Source organism: Pseudomonas sp. 9AZ (assembly GCF_902506525.1).
GTDB lineage: Bacteria > Pseudomonadota > Gammaproteobacteria > Pseudomonadales > Pseudomonadaceae > Aquipseudomonas > Aquipseudomonas peli.
Genome location: NZ_LR733840.1, coordinates 1935541 through 1953774 on the forward strand (window position 1 = coordinate 1935541; position 18234 = coordinate 1953774).

Genomic DNA, 18234 nt, shown 5'->3' on the forward strand with positions numbered 1-18234 from the left:
TTCAGTACACGTCGCGCAGATAACGCTTCTGTTCGGCCAGACGGCGAATATGCTCGGCGGCGCGCTCCTCGCTCAAACCACCGTGCTCGCGCGCCACATCCTGTAGCGCCTGTTCGACATCCTTGGCCATGCGGTTGGCGTCGCCGCAGACGTATAGCTGAGCGCCCTCTTCCAACCAGCGCCAAAGCTCTGCGCCCTGCTCGCGAATACGATCCTGCACGTAGATCTTTTGCGCCTGATCGCGGGAGAAGGCCAGGCTGAGATTGCTTAGCAGGCCGTCGTGCTGCATCGCCGTCAGCTCGTCGCGGTAGTAGAAGTCGCTGGCCGCATGCTGCTCGCCGAAGAACAGCCAGTTCTTGCCGGTATCGCCGCGCGCGCGGCGTTCGTGAAGGAAGCCACGGAACGGCGCCACGCCGGTGCCGGGGCCGATCATGATCATCGGCACGTCGCCATCGCGCGGTACACGGAAGTATTTGCTGCTCTGCACAAATAGCGGCACTTCGCCATTATCCGCACGGTCGGCGAGAAAGGTCGAGGCCACGCCCTTGCGCTTGCCGTAGCGCACGGCGGACACGGTCAGGTGCACTTCGCCGGCATGCGCCTTGGGGCTCGAAGAGATCGAATACAGGCGCGGTTGCAAACGTTTGAGGCTGCCCAGCAGCTCGCCAGCCGTGTGTTCAGCCGGATAGGCCTGCAGCACATCGGCCAGTTGGCGGCCCCACAGCCAGTCCTTCAGTTCGGCCTTGCGCTCGCCAAGCAGGCTGCGCAGCTCACTGCTGGCGCTGCGTTCGGCGACCAGGGCGAGGGCCTCGTTGCTTGGCCGGGCGATTTCGAAATGACTGCTAAGCGCCTCGCGCAGCGGCAGGTCGCCGATCTTGGCCACGTTGACCAGTTGCTCGCCGTCCAGGCGCGCCAGTTCGAGCACTTCCTCGACCAGCTCCGGGCAGTTGCGCGGCCATACGCCGAGGGCATCGCCGGCTTCGTAGGTCAGGCCGGAGTCACCCAGATCGAAGGCAAACTGACGGGTGTCCTTGCTCGCGCCTTCTGCGTTCAGGCGTAGGTTAAGCGCCAGGCGCGCGGGCAGCGGCTGGGTCTTGCTCACCGGCTGAGGGCAGACGGGCTCAGTTGCGGCTGCGCTGTGTGCGGGAGCCGGCGTTGCAACCGGGCGCAGCAACGGCAGCAGCTCGCTTAGCCAGGCCGCCGCTGCGTCGTCGAAATCGCTGTCGCAATCCAGGCAAGGCCGCAGTGGCGTGGCGCCGAGTTCGGCCATACGCCGGTCGAGGTTTTTGCCGTGCTGGCAGAACTGCTCGTAGTTGGGGTCGCCAAGCGCCAGTACCGCATAACGCAGATTTTCCAGGCGCAGGTCGCTGGTCTGCAGGGCGTTCCAGAAGGCCTGGCCGTTGTCCGGTGCATCGCCGTCGCCGAAGGTGCTGCTGAGCAGCAACACCGAGCCGGCGCTGGCCAGTTGCTGCGGTGGGTAATCGGCCATGCAGCTGAGCGCCACGGCCACCCCGGCTTCATTCAGGTAGGCGGCCAGGCGTTCGGCCAGTGCTTCGGCATTGCCGGTTTGCGAGGCCCACAGCAGCGTCACTGCAGGGTTTGCTGCCAGCGACGCTGGCGCGACGCGGCTGAATATTCCGGCGAGCATGCCGTCGAGCCACAAGCGGGTCGGCTCGGCCAGGGGCGCCTGGCTCGGCAGGCTGGGTACACCGCCGCCGGGGTTGCTGCGTAAACCGCTGATATAGCCGGCCATATAGCTGCGCTCGCTGTCACTGAGGTGCGGCGGCGCGCTGCAATCGACGCCGATCAGGGCCGCAAAGGTTTCGATACTCGACATCGCGAGTTCCTCGGGCGGGTGAGAGAGGCGAGTGCTGGCGACTGCCTCGGCGGCGGGCGTATCGAGATGCTGATGGGCGATCAGCTCGATACGTCGCAGGCTGACGGCGCAGAACTTGAACTCCGGCTGCTGCGAGATGGGGTCGATGGCGTCGCTGGTCACCGCGTTGATCGCCAGGTTGTCGCCGTACACATCGTTCCAGTGGAACGGCGCAAAGCAGCCGCCGGGCAGCACGCGGTCGCTGATCTGTACCGGCAGCACGGCATGGCCACGCCGTGAGCGGACTTCCAGCTGATCGCGGTCGCGCACGCCGAGGGCGGCCGCGTCCTGCGGATGCACTTCGATAAACGGGTCGGGGTTGAGCTTGTTCAGCGTGGCGACCTTGCCGGTCTTGGTCAGGGTGTGCCACTGGTGCTGCAGGCGCCCGGTATTGAGCACAAAGGGGAAATCGGCATCGGGCATTTCCGCCGGGTCGAGGTGCGGGCGCGGGAAGAACTGTGCCTTGCCGCTTGGCGTGGCAAAGGCCAGGCGCGGCGTGCTGCCGTCTGCGTGGCTACGCAGGGTCTGGCTGATACCGTCGTTCTGATAGCGGATCGGTGTGCGCCCGTCGCCTGTCTCATTGGCGCAGGGCCATTGCAGCGGCGTTTGGCGCAGGCGCGGGTAGCTGGCGCCGCGCAGGTCATAACCGGTTTTGCGGTTGTGGAAGCGTTTGATTTCCTCGAACACCTGCTCGGCCGAGCTGTAGCTGAAGCCGTCGGCAAAGCCCATGGCGCAGGCCACTTCGGCGATGATGCGCCAGTCAGCCATGGCCTCGCCGGGCGGCTCGACGGCTTGCGGCATCAGGGTCAGGTTGCGTTCGGAGTTGATCATCACCCCCTCGGCTTCGGCCCACAGCGCGCCGGGGAGGAGGATATCGGCGTAGCGATTGGTTTCGGTATCGAGAAAAGCGTCCTGGGCGATCACCAGTTCGGCGGCCTTCAGCCCTTCGATCACCTTGCTACGGTTGGCCATACTCGCCACCGGATTGGTGCAGATGATCCAGCAGGCCTTGACCTTACCGGCTGCCAGATCCTCGAACAGCGTCACGCTGCCGCCGCCCAGGCGGGTGTGCAGGGTGCCGGCCGGCACGCCCCAGATCTGCTCGACAAAGGCGCGGTCGTCGTCCACCAGTACACTGCGCTGGCCGGGCAGACCTGGCCCCATATAGCCCATCTCGCGGCCGCCCATGGCGTTGGGTTGGCCGGTGAGGGAGAACGGCCCGCTGCCGGGGCGGCAGATCTTGCCGGTGGCCAGGTGCAGGTTGCACAGGGCGTTGGTGTTCCAGGTGCCGTGGGTGCTCTGGTTGAGGCCCATGGTCCAGCAGCTCATCCACTCGCCGGCTTCGCCGATCCAGCGTGCGGCCTGGCGGATCGCTGCTTCGCTGAGCCCGGTATGGGCGGCGACGTATTCGGGGGTGTAGCTCTCAAGGAAGTCCGGCATGACCTCCCAGCCTTCGGTGAACTCGGCAATAAAGGCCGGATCGGTGTGGCCATTCTTGTGCAGCAGGTGCAGCAGGCCATTGAGCAGCAGCAGGTCGCTGCCCGGTTTGATCTGCAGAAACAGGTCGGCCTTGTCCGCCGTGGCATTGCGCCGGGGGTCGACGACGATCAGCTTGGCGCCGGCCTTGACCCGCGCCATCAGCCGTAGAAACAGGATTGGATGGCAGTCGGCCATATTCGCGCCGATCACCAGCAGCACATCCGCGCGGTCGAAATCCTGGTACGAGCCGGGCGGGCCGTCGGCGCCCAGCGACAACTTGTAGCCGCTACCGGCGCTGGCCATGCACAGGCGCGAGTTGGATTCGATCTGGTTGCTGCCCAGGTAGCCCTTGACCAACTTGTTGGCCAGGTACTGCGCCTCCAGCGACATTTGCCCGGAGACATACAGGGCGATGGCATCTGGGCCGTGCTCGTCGAGAATCGCGCGCAGTCTGGCGGCGGCCGCGCTGATGGCTGCATCCATGGCGATTTGCCCCGGGTCGCGGCTGCGTTCGCTGCGCAGGTAGGCGTGCTGCATGCGGCCGGATTCGTTCAGCGGCTGGGCGCAGGTGCTGCCCTTGGTGCACAGGCGGCCGAAGTTGCTCGGATGCTGTTGGTCACCGCTGACCTTGGCGATCTTGCCGTTTTCCACATGCATGACGATGCCGCAGCCGACGCCGCAATAGGGACAGACACTCCGAACCGTTTTGTTCGCCACACCCCTCTCCTGCACCTGAAACGCAAAACGCCATGCAACCCTCCGTCGAAACGGGAGTGGCACGGCGTCTTTGTCGTGGATGGGCAATCAGCGTTGATTACCTGGATTGGTCTATAGCAAGGCACGCGCCAGGGTTCGCCAGGGCGGCTTGAACGCCCGCGTGGCAAGGCCTGGCGAGATGTGTGCGAGGCTGCTGGCTAGATTTTGCGCGACTCATAATGGGGCGCAGGGTGCTCTTCTCGCCTCTTTTTGGGTCTTTATCGCGCCGGGCAGGTGAGCCTGCAACTGCGCCTGTAGCCCGCTGCAATGCGGGCCGCAGGCCGCTGCGGGGAAACTGGCACAGGCGCTGCATGAGCCCCAGCGAGCCCGCCACATTCGGGCCGCCCATTCGATCAATGGCGATCGCCAGCCTCTATAGGCAATGGGTATCAGGTGCCACTCGCAGGCACCGCACAGAACAGGCAAAGGCGCCTGAAACCGCAAGGTTTCAGGCGCCTTTTTTATTGCCGCAGAAAAACCTGATGAGCTTCGGCCGGGAAATGCCATGAACAGCACAGATACCTCCACAGACCAGCAACGGCTGATCATCATCGGCAACGGCATGGTCGGCCATCACTGCGTCGAGCAACTGATCGAGCGTGGCGCTCTGGCGCAGTACCGCGTGCAGGTATTCAGCGAAGAGCCGCTGCGCGCCTATGACCGCGTGCACCTCTCCGAGTATTTCACCGGCCGCGATGCCGAATCCCTGGCCCTCAGCGGTGCCGAGCTGTACCAGACGCCGGGGGTGACCCTGCACCTCGGCGTGCCGGTGCTGGAAATCGATCGCGAACGCCGCGAAGTGATTACCGCCGAAGGCAGCTTCCCCTACGACCAGCTGGTGCTGGCCAGCGGCTCCTACCCCTTCGTGCCGCCGATTGAAGGCGCCGAAGGCGATTCGCGCCTGGTCTACCGCACCCTGGCTGATCTCGACACCATTCAGGCCGCCGCCAAGAACGCGCGCCGTGGTGTGGTGGTTGGCGGCGGCCTGCTCGGCCTGGAAGCGGCCAACGCATTGAAGTCTCTGGGCCTGGAAGCCCATGTGGTGGAATTCGCCCCACGGCTGATGCCGGTGCAGCTGGATGACCACGGTGGCCTGGCACTCAAAGCGCAGATCGAAGCCCTGGGCGTTAGCGTGCACCTGTCGCGCGGCACCCAGTCGATCACCCCGGGCAGCGAGTACCGCTACCGGATGAATTTCGCCGGTGAAGAGTTCCTGGAAACCGACCTGATCGTGTTCTCCGCCGGCATCCGTCCGCAGGACGCCATCGCCAAGCAGTGCGGCCTGGAACTCGGCCCGCGCGGCGGTGTGGCCATCGACAGTCAGTGCCGCACCAGTGACCCGGCCATCTACGCCATCGGCGAGTGCGCGGCGTGGAACGGCGGGATCTTCGGCCTGGTTGCGCCTGGCTACCAGATGGCCCGTAGCGTCGCCACCCAGCTGTGCGGCGAAGACAGCGAGCCGTTTATGGGCGCGGACATGTCGACCAAGCTCAAGCTGCTCGGCGTCGACGTCGGCTCTATCGGCGATGCCCACGGCGCCACCGCCGGCTCGCGCAGCTACCGCTTTATCGATGAAGCCAACGCCAGCTACCGCCGCTTGGTCGTATCTGCCGACGGCAAGCAGGCCATCGGCGCCGTGCTGGTCGGCGACAACAGCTACTACGACACCCTGCTGCAGTACGTGCAGAACGGCATCAAGCTGCCGGCCGACCCGTCTTGTCTGATCCTGCCGCAAGGCGAAGGCTCCCCGGCGCTGGGTGCCGACGCGCTGCCGGACACCGCCACCATCTGTTCCTGCCACAACGTCAGCAAGGGCGCGATCTGCTCGGCAATCGACGCTGGCTGTGGCGATCTGGCCGGGCTCAAGGCCTGCACCAAGGCCGCCACCGGTTGCGGCGGCTGCTCGGCGCTGCTTAAGCAAGTGTTCGAGCACGAGCTGACTGCGCGCGGCGTGGTGGTGGACAAGAGCCTGTGTGAACACTTCGCCTACACCCGCCAGGAGCTGTACGGCATCGTCCGCGTGGAAGGCATCGAGAGCTTCGAGGCGCTGCTGGCCAAGCACGGCCGCGGCCATGTCGGCTGCGACATCTGCAAGCCGGCGGTGGGTTCGATCCTCGCCTCCTGCTGGAACCGCTCGATCACCGATCCGGCGCTGGTGCCGCTGCAGGACACCAACGACACCTTCATGGCCAACATGCAGAAGAACGGCACCTACTCGGTGGTGCCGCGCATTCCCGGTGGCGAAATCACCCCGGACGGCCTGCTGGCCATCGGCGCGGTGGCGAAGAAATACGACCTCTATACCAAGATCACCGGCGGCCAGCGTATCGACCTGTTCGGCGCGCAGCTGCACGAACTGCCGGATATCTGGGCCGAACTGATCGCCGCTGGTTTCGAAACCGGCCACGCCTACGGCAAGTCGCTGCGCACGGTGAAGAGCTGCGTTGGCAGCACCTGGTGCCGTTACGGCGTGCAGGACAGCGTGGCCATGGCTCTGTTGCTGGAGGACCGCTACAAGGGCCTGCGCTCGCCGCACAAGATCAAGTTCGCGGTCAGCGGCTGCACCCGCGAATGCGCCGAGGCGCAGAGCAAGGATGTGGGCGTGATCGCCACCGAGAACGGCTGGAACCTCTATATCGCCGGTAACGGCGGCATGCGCCCACGCCATGCCGAGCTGTTCGCCACCGATCTGGATGATGAAACCCTGATCCGCTATATCGACCGCTTCCTGATGTTCTACGTGCGCACCGCAGACCGCCTGCAACGCACCTCCGTGTGGCGCGAGTCGCTGGAAGGCGGCCTGGATTACCTGAAGGAAGTGATCATCGACGATAGCCTCAATCTCGCCGCCGAACTGGAAGCGCAGATGCAGCTGGTGATCGACCGCTACGAGTGCGAGTGGGCCAACGCCCTGAAGGACCCGGAGAAGCTCAAGCGCTTCCGCACCTTCGTCAACCAGCAGGGTGGCGACCCGGATATCCAGTTTGTCGAGGAACGCGGCCAGCGCCGCCCGATCAGCGCCGCCGAACTGCAACGTATTCCAGCCGAGGAGGTGGTCTGATGGGCCAGTCGAGCGCAACCGCAACAATCGAACAAACCAGTGTGCAATGGCGCGCCCTGTGCAGCCGTGCCGACTTGGTGGCCAACTCCGGCGTGGTCGCCTGGGTCGATGGCGATCAGGTGGCGCTGTTCTATCTACCAGACGAGACCAGCGGCAAACAGCTGTATGCCGTCGATAACCGCGACCCCAAGTCCGGCGCCAACGTTATTGGCCGCGGCATTGTTGGCAGCCTGGCTGGCGACTTAGTGATCGCCGCGCCGCTGTACAAACAGCACTACCGCCTGGAAGACGGCAGCTGCCTGGAATATCCCGAGCAGCAACTGCGTACCTGGCCAGTACGCTTGCAGGGCGACCGGGTGGAGATCGGCCTGAGCTAAGACGAGTGGGTGAGCGGGGCTAATAGGGCGCTACTTGACTATTGAGTCAGTAATTGGCTTTATGCGCCTCAGCCCGCAGCGCTGATGCCTGTGTAACAGGGTTGTCGATTATCTCGGCAACCCTGTTTTTGTTGCTCTACAGAGTGTCTTGGTACGCAAATCGCTATATCTCATGAGATATAGCGAAGGTAGAGTAGCCAGGCGAATCAGCGTCGACAGAACAGCCGTTTCCCCGCAGCCGCACACCCAGGAGGTATCCATGCACGCGCGTATCGCGGCGTTATTCGCCGTTTTTGCTATCAGCAGTCACGCCCTGGCCGAACAGGTTCAGGTAGCGGTGGCCGCCAACTTCACCGCGCCGCTGCAGGCGATTGCCGCCGAGTTCGAGAAAGACACTGGGCACAGCGTACTCGCCTCTTTCGGCGCCACTGGCCAGCTGTATGCGCAGATTCAAAATGGCGCGCCGTTCGAGGTGTTCTTAAGCGCCGATGAAAGCACCCCGGCCAAGCTCGACAGCGAAGGCGTTGGCGTTAGCGGTTCGCGCTTTACCTACGCAGTTGGCAGCTTGGTGCTGTGGTCGGCCACGCCGGGTTATCTGGATGGCAGCGACGCAGTGCTCAAGGCCAACCAGTACAAACACTTGGCGATCGCTAACCCGAAAGCCGCACCCTACGGCTTGGCGGCTACCGAAGTGCTGGAAAAGCTCGGCCTGAGTGCTGCGGTTAAAGACAAGCTGGTCGAAGGGCAGAACATCACCCAGGCGCATCAATTCATTGCCACCGGCAATGCCGAACTGGGCTTTGTTGCGCTGTCACAGGTGTACAAGGATGGCCAGCTCAGCAGTGGCTCGGCCTGGATGGTGCCGGCGCAGATGCACACGCCGATCAAGCAGGATGCGCTGATCCTCAAGAAAGGCGAACAGAATCCCGCCGCGGCAGCCCTGACCGAGTACCTGAAAGGTGAGAAGGCGGCGAAGATCATCAAGTCTTACGGCTACCAACTTTAAAAGGCTGTTGCGATGCCACTGACTAAAGCCGATTTCGCCGCGGTCCTGCTGACCCTGGAGCTGGCATCGCTGACCACCTTGTTGCTGCTGTTGATCGGTACGCCGATTGCCTGGTGGCTGGCGCGCACTGATTCGCGCTGGAAGCAGCCGATTGGTGCGATCGTCGCGCTGCCGCTGGTGCTGCCGCCGACGGTGATTGGCTTCTACCTGCTGGTGAGCATGGGCCCGCACGGTTTTGTCGGTCAGCTGACCCAGAGCCTGGGCCTCGGCACTCTGACGTTTACCTTTACCGGGCTGGTGATCGGCTCGGTGTTCTATTCCCTGCCCTTTGTCGTGCAGCCGCTGCAGAACGCTTTCGAGGCGATTGGCCGTGCCCCGCTGGAGGCGGCGGCGACGCTGCGCGCCGGGCCGTGGGATGCGTTCTTCACGGTGGTGTTGCCGCTGGCCAAACCGGGTTTTGTCACCGCGGCGATTCTCGGCTTCGCGCATACCGTGGGCGAGTTCGGCGTGGTGCTGATGATTGGCGGCAATATCCCCGGCAAGACCCAAGTGGCGTCGGTGCAGATCTACAACCATGTGGAAACCATGCAGTACGCCCAGGCCCACTGGCTGGCGGGCGGTATGGTGCTGTTCTCCTTTATCGTGCTGCTGGCACTGTATTCCGGGCGTAGCCGCATGCGGGTGTGGCAATGATCTGGCCTTTGGCGCGGCGCAATCCGGCGATTCGCACAGTCGCCGAGCCGGGAGCAATCCAGGCGCGCTTCAAGGTTGCACACCCAGGTTTTACCCTGGATGTTGAGCTGAACCTGCCCGGCCGTGGTGTCAGCGCCCTGTTCGGCCATTCCGGTTCCGGCAAGACCAGCTGCCTGCGCTGTTTTGCCGGGCTGGATCAGCCGAGCAAAGGCTACCTGCAGGTCAACGGCGAGCTGTGGCAGGGCAGCGCCCAGGGCGTCTTCGTCCCGGCGCATCAACGTGCCGTGGGTTACGTGTTTCAGGATGCCAACCTGTTTGCCCACCTCACCGTGCGGGGCAATTTGCAGTACGGGTTGAAGCGCATCCCCGCAGCGCAGCGGCGGATTGCCCTGGACCAGGCGGTGGAACTGCTCGGTATTGAGCATCTGCTGGAACGCTTGCCGGGCAAGCTGTCCGGCGGCGAGCAGCAGCGCGTTGGCATCGCCCGCGCCCTGCTGACCAGCCCACGCCTGCTGCTGCTGGACGAGCCGCTGGCGTCCCTCGACCTCAAACGCAAACAGGAGGTGCTGCCCTATCTGGAGCGCCTGCACCAGGAGCTGGAAATTCCGATTGTTTACGTCAGCCACTCGCCGGATGAGGTGGCGCGCCTGGCCGATCACCTGGTGTTGCTGGAGGACGGCAAGGTCAGCGCCAGCGGCCCGCTGAAGGAAACCCTACTGCGCGCCGATCTGCCGTTTGTCTTCGAGGACGATGCCGAGGCGGTGGTCGACGGCGTAGTTACAGTGCATGACCAGGCTTACGGGCTGCTCTACCTGCAATTGCCGGATAGCCAGATCAACCTGCGCTTGCCCCACGGGCCTTTACCGTTAGGCCAGTCGGTGCGGATCAAGGTTAAGGCGCGGGATGTCAGTCTTTGCCTGCAACAGGCCGAGGACAGCAGCGTGCTTAACCTCTTGCCAGCGCGAGTAGTGGACTGGATCAACGTTGCCGAGCAGGCTCACGTGCTGGTGCGCGTGCAAGTGGGCGGCGAGCAGCTGATCGCCCGCATCACCCGTTACTCCTTCGACCGTCTGCAGATCCAGCGTGAGCAGTTGCTGTGGGCGCAGGTCAAGTCGGTGTCGCTACTGAGCACTCACTGATGCCTGGGCAAACGCGCCGGGGATGACCTGCGAGCGCTTCAGGCCCAGCCACTCCAACTCGATAAACACCACTACCACAACAGCCTGGGCGATCACAAAGGCGTAGCCCAGCGCGTTCGGCGTGAACCAGCCGCTGAGCAGCACCAGTAGGCTGAGCACCACCCATAGCGCATTCAGGCCGAGTACTGTGTAGACCGCTGCCCGCGCCATGCTTTCACGGCGCGACAGCCAGAGCAGAAAGGCCACCAGCGGAATCAGCACCACGCCAACGCCGAAGAGGAATTCACCCGGCAGGGCCAACAGGCTGCTGAGCCAGTCAGCCAGCAGCAGGAGTTGCGCCGTGGTGATCACGCCGACCAGGCCATCGGCGAGCAGGGCACGGCGCAGTAACAGTGAAGGTTGCAAGGTGGTCATGGCGAAGTCTCCGTAAAGAACCGTCGAAATGGCGGCTTGGCCCTAGATTTCGCCGATCTGTGCGTTACGTCGATTACCTCGCAGGTAATGGCTGCAATGACCTTGCTGGTCTATCGTCGATGCCCATGAACAGCCAAATCCAGCCCGTCGGGGCCCTGCTGCGCCAGTGGCGCCAGCACCGTCGTCTTAGCCAGCTCGACCTCGCCTGCGAGGCCGATATCTCCACCCGCCACTTGAGCTTTGTTGAAACCGGGCGCGCCCAGCCCAGCCGCGAGATGCTGCTGTTGCTCGCCGAGCAGCTGGAGATTCCCCTGCGCGAACGCAATCGCCTGCTCAGCGCCGCAGGCTATGCGCCGCTGTTCACTCAGCATGCGCTGTCCGAGCCAGCCATGGCGGCCGCGCGCAGCGCCATCGACCTGCTGCTCAAGGCCCACGAGCCCTACCCGGCACTGACCATCGACCGTCACTGGAACCTGCTGGCGGCCAACAGTGCCCTCGCGCCCTTTCTGCAGGGCATTGCGCCTGAGCTGCTGACGCCACCGATCAACGTCATGCGCCTGAGTCTGCACCCGCAAGGGCTGGCACCGCGTATCGTCAACCTGGGCGCCTGGCGCGCCTACCTGTTGGCGCGGTTGCAGCGCGATTTTCAGGCCAGCGGCGATGCTCAGTTGCACGCGCTGTGGGATGAGCTGAACGCCTATCCAGGGCCGGCGGCACCCGCGCAATTCGACAGCGACACGGTGCTGATGCCGTTGCAGTTTGCCAGCGAGCAGGGCGTGGTCAGCCTGATCGGCACCACCACGGTGTTTGGCACCGCCAACGACATCACCCTGGCGGAACTGGCGCTGGAAACCTTCTTTCCGGCCGATGCCTTCAGCGCGCAGTACCTGCGTGACTTGGCCGAATCGACGCATCTTTCCGACGAAATCACTCTTTAGGCTGCTTTTATCCCGTATTCAGTGCAGTACCCTGTTGCGCGCGATTGTATAAGCTGACCTCGTTCAGCACTGCTCACAAAAATAATAAGGAGCACACCACGTATGCGTTCTATAACGCTGTCTCGCTCGCTATTGCTCGCGGTTATCGGGTTGTTGGCCGGCCTCTCGCCGCTGACCTTTGCCCAGGCCGTTACCCCCCAGGAACAGGTTCAGGTGCAGGCCAGCCGGGTTACCAGCAGCCTGATGCTGTTACGCGGTGAGGGTTTCCAAAAGAAACACCAGGACGCCCTGGAAACTGATCTGCAGGCCCTGGCCGCCGCCGTGCAGAGCCTGCCGCAAAGCAGCGATGCCCTGCGCAGTGCCCATCAGGAACTGGTGGTGCAGATTCGCCGTGGCGTGGCCTTTGGCCCGAGTGAAGATGACATGCCCTGGCGCTACCCCGAGGACCTCAGCAAAGCCCTGCTCGGCGTGCTCGAGGAAACCCGCAAGCTGGCCGGCCCGGCTGACAGCGAACTGTCCGCCAAGCTCGAATACCTCTCGGTGCAGTACCTCAGCCGCGCCTACTTCGGCAATTTCGAAACCGCCCGCGAGCAGCCCGACACCTACCTCGGTCAGGATGAACGCAAGATCGTGCCGTCAGTCGATGCGCAGCTGGCCGCACTGGATGGCAAGGCCGACCCGCAGGTGGGCAAGCTGAAAACCCGCTGGGATTACCTCAAGGCCGCGCTGGTTGACCTCAACAGCCAGAGCAGCGCCCTGCAGAGCGCCTCGGGCCGACCATTTGCGCCGATCACCGTGTATCGCCATACCCGCTCACTGACCACGCAATGGATGGCGATGTACTAGAACTCGCTCGTAAGAGCGAAGTCGGTACAAGGCCGCCAATCAATGGCGGCCCTGCAGCGATCAGGCAGTCGCTTTCTTCTCGCGAATACAGGTCGGGCCGGCGCGTTCGACGATGGCCTGTTCGACTTCTTTGCGCAGGCCCAGCAGGAAGGCTGCTTCGGCGGCGACAAACAGGGGGCCGATCACCAGGCCCATCACGTCATCGACAAACGCCGGTTTGCGCCCTTCGTAGTAATGGCCGACAAACTGAATAATCCAGCCGATCACAAACAGGCCGATGCCGCTGCTCAGCCACACCGCCGTTGATTGCACTGCCAGGCCCGCCGCTGCCCACAGGCTGAGCACCAGCAGCAGCGCCATCAGCAGGCCGAAGCGCAGGTCCAGGCGCAGGTAAAACACGCCCGCCGCCACGGCCACCAGCAGCGCGGGGGACAGCCAAAGGCCCAGCAGCTCGAAGCCGGGGCGTGACAACAACACGGCCACCGCCACAACGATCAGTGGAATACCGATAAAGTGGCTGAGAATATTGCGTTGGTCGCGGTGATAGGCCGCGTATTGAGCCAGATGATCAACCAGGGTTTTCATTATTATTTTCCTCATGCAAGACAGGTGGCCAGCATGAACCCACGCCCACGCAGCGCTCTGTCAGCTAGCCGACAAACCGCCTGGAGCCGTCGATGAACAGCGGCCACCACTATCAGGCACGTCTGCGTCAGGGCCACTGGTTCAGCGCCCTGCCCGCTGCATTACAGGAGGCGCTGCTGGCCGCCGCCCAGGTGCAGCAACTGGCGCCTGGTCAGGTGCTGTTTCGTCGGGGCGACAAACCCTGCGGGCTGTATGCGGTGGTCGAGGGCGGCATGCGCATCGGCGCGGTCAGTGCCACCGGCAAGGAAGCGCTGCTGACCCTGGTCGAGCCGCCCTACTGGTTTGGTGAGATTTCCCTGTTCGATGGCCAGCCGCGTACCCACGATGCCTTTGCCGAAGGCCCCACCACTTTGTTGCTGGTGCCGCAGGCGCGGCTGCTGGCGCTGCTCGAACAGCAACCGCAGTACTGGCGTGATTTCGCCCTGCTGATGAGCCATAAACTGCGCCTGGCGTTTATCGCCCTGGAAGAAATGAGCCTGCTGCCCGCCGCCCCGCGTCTGGCCCGGCGCCTGCTGCTGATTGCCGAGAACTACGGTGAAGGCGAGCCGCGCCGCGTGCTGCACCTGCCGCAGGAACAGCTGGCGCTGATGCTGGCGATCTCCCGGCAGACCACCAACCAGATACTCAAGGAGTTGGAGGCCCAGGGCATTCTGCGCCTGACCTATGGCGAGATCGAACTCCTCGATCTGCCGCGCTTACGTCAGGCGGCGCAGTAGGCAGCGGCTGCAAAGACTGAACCTCTGGCGCAGAATGACGCTCTATTGCCGACCTGTTTGCCGCCAGAGCCCGATGTACTGATGCCGATAACCGCTGAGACACTCCCTGCCATCCACGCTGACCTGCCCCTGGTGCTGGCCGGCCCGCTGCTGCGCCGCATGGAAGCGCAGCGCCTGGTGCTCTGGCTGGTTGGCAGCCGGCCCTTATCGCTAACCCTGCAGCTGAGCCATGGTGATTCACCCGAGCCACAGCGCTTACCGCTGCACGGTGACAGCTGCCAGGTTATCCAGATTGGCGAACAGGCATTTATCCACCTGATTGACCTCAAGCTGGAAGCGCCGCTGCCCTGCGATGTGCAGATCGACTACGACCTGCTGATTGAACAGCCGGATCAGTCTGAAATGGGCATCGCCGACTGGGCGCCGCACTTGCTGTACGACGGCGTGACCCAGGCCAATTTCGTCCTGCGCGCGCAGCTGGATCATCTCCTCCACGGCTCTTGCCGCAAGCCGCATCACCCGGCGGCTGACGGCTTGCTCTGCGCCGACCGTCTGCTGGCCGAAGCACATGCCCCCGAGCAGCGCCCGGCCTTGCTGCTGATGAGTGGCGATCAGATCTACGCCGATGATGTCAGCGGGCCGATACTGCGGGCGATTCATCAGGTGATTGAGCGTCTCGGCCTGTTCGGCGAGCACCTGGAAGGCGCGGTGGTCGATGACAGCACGGCGCTGTACCAGCACCCGGCCAGCTACTACCAGCGCGCCGAGCTGCTGCCTGCGCTGAAGAGCAACGAAACCCTGCGCGAGCGCTTCTTCGGCGGCGTGGAAAAACCGGTGTTCACCACCAGCAGCGCCGACAACCACCTGGTGACCTGCGCCGAAGTATTGGCCATGTACCTGCTGGTCTGGTCGCCGACGCCATGGACGTTGCTGGATGCGGAAATGCCGGCGCTCAGCGCCGAGGAAGTGCCGCGTTATCAAGCCGAGCGTGAGCGCATTGAAGCGTTTCGCTGCGGTCTGGGCCAGGTCGCCCGTGCCCTCGCCCACTTGCCGACGCTGATGATCTTCGATGATCACGACATCACCGATGACTGGAACCTCTCCGCGCAGTGGGAAGAGACGGCCTACGGCCACCCGTTTTCCAAACGCATCATCGGCAATGCGCTGATCGCCTACTTGCTGTGCCAGGGTTGGGGCAATAACCCGGATGTGTTTGCTGAGCCGCTACAGATGATCCGCGCGATGACCGAGGGCCGCGATACTGCAAACCACATGGACAGTGAGCCGCAGGATTCGCTGATCGACACCTTGCTGAGCTTTCACCAGTGGCAATTCGTTCTGCCGAGCAGCCCGGCGCTGGTGGTGCTCGACACGCGTACGCGGCGCTGGCGCAGCGAGCGCAACCTCAAGCGGCCGTCCGGCCTGCTGGATTGGGAAGCGCTGTGCGAGTTTCAGCAAGAGCTGCTGGATCATCCGGCAGCGATCATCGTCTCCCCCGCGCCGATGTTTGGCGTCAAGCTGATCGAGACCATCCAGAAGGTCTTCAGCTGGGCCGGCCATCCGCTGATGGTCGACGCCGAAAACTGGATGGCCCATCGGGGCGCAGCGCAGGTGATGCTGAACATCTTCCGCCACTCGCGCACGCCGGGTAACTACGTGATTCTCTCCGGCGATGTGCATTACTCGTTTGTCTACGAGGTGCTGATTCGCCAGCGCAAGCGCGGGCCGAAGCTTTGGCAGATCACCAGCAGCGGCCTGAAAAACGAATTCCCGCCGCGCCTGCTCGACTGGTTCGACCGCCTCAACCGCTGGCTCTACGCGCCGTGGTCACCGCTCAACTGGCTGACCACGCGCCGGCGCATGCAGGTCAAACCGCGCATCCCCTCGCGCAGCAAGGCCGGCGAACGCCTGTGGAATGGGGCGGGGCTCGGTCAGGTGTGGTTCAACGACAACGGCCAGCCGAGCGCGATCTACCAGCTGAATGCCGATGGCTCTCCCGCGGTGGCGTTTGTCGATGACCGTGATAACGCACCGAGCACGGCGCCTGCCCGCCGCGCGCCAGCTCAGTCGGCAGATCGCTCGGCCTGAGGCCGCACTGGCCAGAGCAGGGCCAGCCATTGCGCGCGCCAGCTTAAGGTCAGGGCGACGATCAGCGTGGCGACGCCCAGCAGCATCAGCCACAGCAGGATGGCCATGGCCGGCGAATCGCCCGCCAGGCTGCACACCAATGACAGCCCGAGCATCAGGCTGGCGCCGCTGCGCAGGGCGACTTGCCGTGACGCCGTCTGTTGCACGCCTTGATGCACCTGACGCCAATGGTTGGGCAAGGCCAGGGCGAGCCAGGCAAAGCCCAGCACCGCCAGCAGCAGGGCCAACAGCGAGTACAGAGCGGCGTCAGACATGGGCGACCTCCAGCGTTTCTTCCTGCGGCACGCGGCGGCGCAGCTTGTGCGCGGCCAGCAGGGCGAGTGCGGCTGCAGCGAGCAGGCACAAGTCGGTGCCGGCCACCGGGCCGTTACCGCTGCGCAGGGTGGCCAGCAGGTGATCGCCGGTGGTCAGCCAGTTGGCTAGAACGGCCAGCACGGCCAGCAGCGCAATCGCCGTGCACTGCTCGCGCCAGGCCTGCAGGTAACCGAGGCGCTGGTCATGCATCACGCGCCACACGGCATGGGCGCTCGCCACGAGCCACAGGGCATAGAAGCTCAGGATTTCGACGCGGGCGCGGCCCAGGCCAAACAGCTGCTCCTGCATGGGCAGCCAGCGGTTGGCGAGCAGAAACGCCAGGGTGGCGAGAATCACCCCGCACACGCCGGCAACACTCAGGGCATCCAGCAGCGAGACACCGAGATGGCCGTGGCGCTGCTGCTTCTTGCGCCGGGCCTGGGTCCAGAAGAACAGCCCGGTGGCGATCACCACACAGCCGCCTAGCCCGCCAAGGAAGTACAGCCAGCGCAGGGCGTCGTGGCGGAACTGGATGTAGTGCAGGCCGGCAATGAAGTTCCAGGTGTTCACCGTGGCTGAGGCCTGAAAGCGACCCATGACCTCACCGCTGACGTTGGCAAAGCGGAAGTTGTCGATGTCCTTGGTCACGCTGCTGTGGCTGGTGCGGCGCAGCAGCACATTGCCGTTGGCATCCTTGGGATTGTTAACCCGCAGTAGGTACACCGAGCCCGGCCCCCAATATTGTTCGGCCCTGGTCACCATGGGCTCCAACGGTGCCAGTTCGCCCGGCTCTTTGGCGGCCCGCAGGCGGATACGGCCGAGTGCTTCACCGAGGAAGGCGCGTTCGGCGCTGACGCCGCTTTGCACCTGCTCGCGGTAAGTCTGTTGCGGCGCATCGGGGTAGTAGATGGCGAACGCGACGATCAGCCCGGACAGGGTGATCATCAGGTGGAACGGCAGCAGCGCCACACCGACCACGTTATGCACATCCAGAGTGCTGCGGCCGAAGGCGCGGTGCAGACGCAGGGTGAAGAACTCGCTGAACAGCTTGCGGTGGATGACCACGCCGGACACCAGCAGGCAGAGCATGGCCATGCCGGCGATGCCCACCAGCCAGGCACCGATGTTTTTGTAGCGCAGCGTCAGGTTGTGGTGGAAGGGGTAGATAAAGCCACTGGCCCCCAGGGTCAACGGCTTGGCCAGCGGCTCAAGAGTGATCGGGTGGAACAGGTCGCGGCTGCTCTTGCGCGACTCTTCGCTGCCGTAAGTCAGGGTCAGAAACGGTGTGCGTTCCAGGGGCAGGATGATGGTCCAGACGGGCGCGTTGGCGGCGCGTTGTTCCAGCAGTGGGCGAATGTCACGGTCCAGCGACGGCCGCTGCATGCTGTCATCCCAGTGCAGACGCGTGCTGGGCATCATCCAGCGGTCGATTTCCTTGTCGAACACCGACAGGCTGCCGGTCCAGAATACGGCGAACAGCAAGACGCCGAGCAACACGCCGGCCCAGGTGTGCAGCTCGCCCATGCGGCTTCTGAATCCTGTTTTCATGGGTGCCCCTGCAGCAGCAGTGGTGTGCCCCAGGCCAGCAGGCTCAGGCCGCTGAGCAACAACCATGCGTTACGCCGGCGCTCGCGGGAAAAGCCCCAGAGCAGCAACAGCAACAGGTAAATGAAGCCGAGCATGAGCGCCAGCATCACCGCATCGCCCTGACTCATACCGGCCCACCAGGCCAGCAGGCCGCTCAGGCCAACCAGTTGTGCGCTGGCGAAATAGGCCAGCGCACATAGGCCGACAACGTGGGTAGCCGTCACGGCCGGTTGGATAACATCGCGCAGGTGCATGACGG

The 18234-nt window shown here is 64.1% G+C and carries 15 protein-coding genes; 9 read left to right on the plus strand and 6 right to left on the minus strand.

Annotation, left to right across the window (positions count from 1 at the left end; genetic code table 11):
• Position 1 precedes the first annotated feature (1 nt).
• Positions 2-4072, minus strand: a complete 4071-nt coding sequence (locus ALTER154_RS09030) for a bifunctional nitrate reductase/sulfite reductase flavoprotein subunit alpha (protein ID WP_160086380.1) — start codon at positions 4070-4072, stop codon at positions 2-4.
• 544 nt (positions 4073-4616) lie between these two features.
• On the opposite strand from ALTER154_RS09030, the gene nirB reads away from it, so the two are divergent.
• From nirB to modC, 5 genes are all read left to right on the plus strand, one after another.
• Positions 4617-7172, plus strand: a complete 2556-nt coding sequence (nirB, locus tag ALTER154_RS09035; protein WP_160086382.1) for a nitrite reductase large subunit NirB — start codon at positions 4617-4619, stop codon at positions 7170-7172.
• Positions 7172-7549, plus strand: a complete 378-nt coding sequence (gene nirD, locus ALTER154_RS09040; protein WP_160086384.1) for a nitrite reductase small subunit NirD — start codon at positions 7172-7174, stop codon at positions 7547-7549. The genes nirB and nirD overlap by 1 nt, the downstream gene beginning before the upstream one ends.
• 259 nt (positions 7550-7808) lie before the next feature.
• Positions 7809-8555 carry a molybdate ABC transporter substrate-binding protein gene (modA, locus tag ALTER154_RS09045; RefSeq protein ID WP_160086386.1) on the plus strand — a complete coding sequence of 249 codons (747 nt, stop codon included), beginning with the start codon at positions 7809-7811 and terminating at the stop codon, positions 8553-8555.
• Positions 8556-8567: 12 nt separating this feature from the next.
• Positions 8568-9248 (plus strand): molybdate ABC transporter permease subunit, encoded by a 681-nt coding sequence (gene modB / locus ALTER154_RS09050; RefSeq protein WP_160086388.1) that lies wholly within the window; start codon positions 8568-8570, stop codon positions 9246-9248.
• A complete protein-coding gene (gene modC, locus ALTER154_RS09055; RefSeq protein ID WP_160086390.1) occupies positions 9245-10387 on the plus strand; it encodes a molybdenum ABC transporter ATP-binding protein in 1143 nt (380 codons plus the stop codon). The genes modB and modC overlap by 4 nt, the downstream gene beginning before the upstream one ends.
• Here the strand turns inward: modC and ALTER154_RS09060 are convergent.
• A complete protein-coding gene (locus ALTER154_RS09060; RefSeq protein WP_160086392.1) occupies positions 10370-10801 on the minus strand; it encodes a hypothetical protein in 432 nt (143 codons plus the stop codon). The genes modC and ALTER154_RS09060 overlap by 18 nt on opposite strands.
• 125 nt (positions 10802-10926) lie before the next feature.
• Between ALTER154_RS09060 and ALTER154_RS09065 the strand changes: the two genes are divergently transcribed.
• Complete coding sequence (locus ALTER154_RS09065) at positions 10927-11739, plus strand: helix-turn-helix domain-containing protein (RefSeq protein ID WP_160086394.1); 813 nt, start codon at positions 10927-10929, stop codon at positions 11737-11739.
• 102 nt (positions 11740-11841) lie between these two features.
• Positions 11842-12585 (plus strand): hypothetical protein, encoded by a 744-nt coding sequence (locus tag ALTER154_RS09070; RefSeq protein ID WP_160086396.1) that lies wholly within the window; start codon positions 11842-11844, stop codon positions 12583-12585.
• A gap of 60 nt (positions 12586-12645) precedes the next feature.
• Here ALTER154_RS09070 and ALTER154_RS09075 read toward each other — a convergent pair whose 3' ends face one another.
• Complete coding sequence (locus tag ALTER154_RS09075) at positions 12646-13170, minus strand: DUF962 domain-containing protein (RefSeq protein ID WP_160086398.1); 525 nt, start codon at positions 13168-13170, stop codon at positions 12646-12648.
• Positions 13171-13262: 92 nt separating this feature from the next.
• Here ALTER154_RS09075 and ALTER154_RS09080 point away from each other — a divergent pair, with 92 nt between their 5' ends.
• Positions 13263-13946, plus strand: coding sequence for a Crp/Fnr family transcriptional regulator (locus ALTER154_RS09080; RefSeq protein ID WP_160086400.1), 684 nt, complete (start codon positions 13263-13265; stop codon positions 13944-13946).
• An 81-nt stretch (positions 13947-14027) separates the two neighbouring features.
• Positions 14028-16034, plus strand: coding sequence for an alkaline phosphatase D family protein (locus tag ALTER154_RS09085; RefSeq protein WP_160086402.1), 2007 nt, complete (start codon positions 14028-14030; stop codon positions 16032-16034).
• Here the strand turns inward: ALTER154_RS09085 and ALTER154_RS09090 are convergent.
• The 3 genes from ALTER154_RS09090 to ALTER154_RS09100 are packed head-to-tail and all read right to left on the minus strand — an operon-like array spanning position 16010 to position 18229.
• Positions 16010-16348, minus strand: coding sequence for a DUF3325 domain-containing protein (locus tag ALTER154_RS09090; protein WP_160086404.1), 339 nt, complete (start codon positions 16346-16348; stop codon positions 16010-16012). The genes ALTER154_RS09085 and ALTER154_RS09090 overlap by 25 nt on opposite strands.
• On the minus strand, positions 16341-17936 hold the full coding sequence (locus ALTER154_RS09095; RefSeq protein ID WP_160086406.1) for a PepSY domain-containing protein: 1596 nt from the start codon (positions 17934-17936) through the stop codon (positions 16341-16343). Before ALTER154_RS09095 ends, ALTER154_RS09090 begins: the two co-directional genes overlap by 8 nt.
• Positions 17933-18229, minus strand: a complete 297-nt coding sequence (locus tag ALTER154_RS09100; RefSeq protein ID WP_160086408.1) for a hypothetical protein — start codon at positions 18227-18229, stop codon at positions 17933-17935. Before ALTER154_RS09100 ends, ALTER154_RS09095 begins: the two co-directional genes overlap by 4 nt.
• Positions 18230-18234 lie beyond the last annotated feature (5 nt).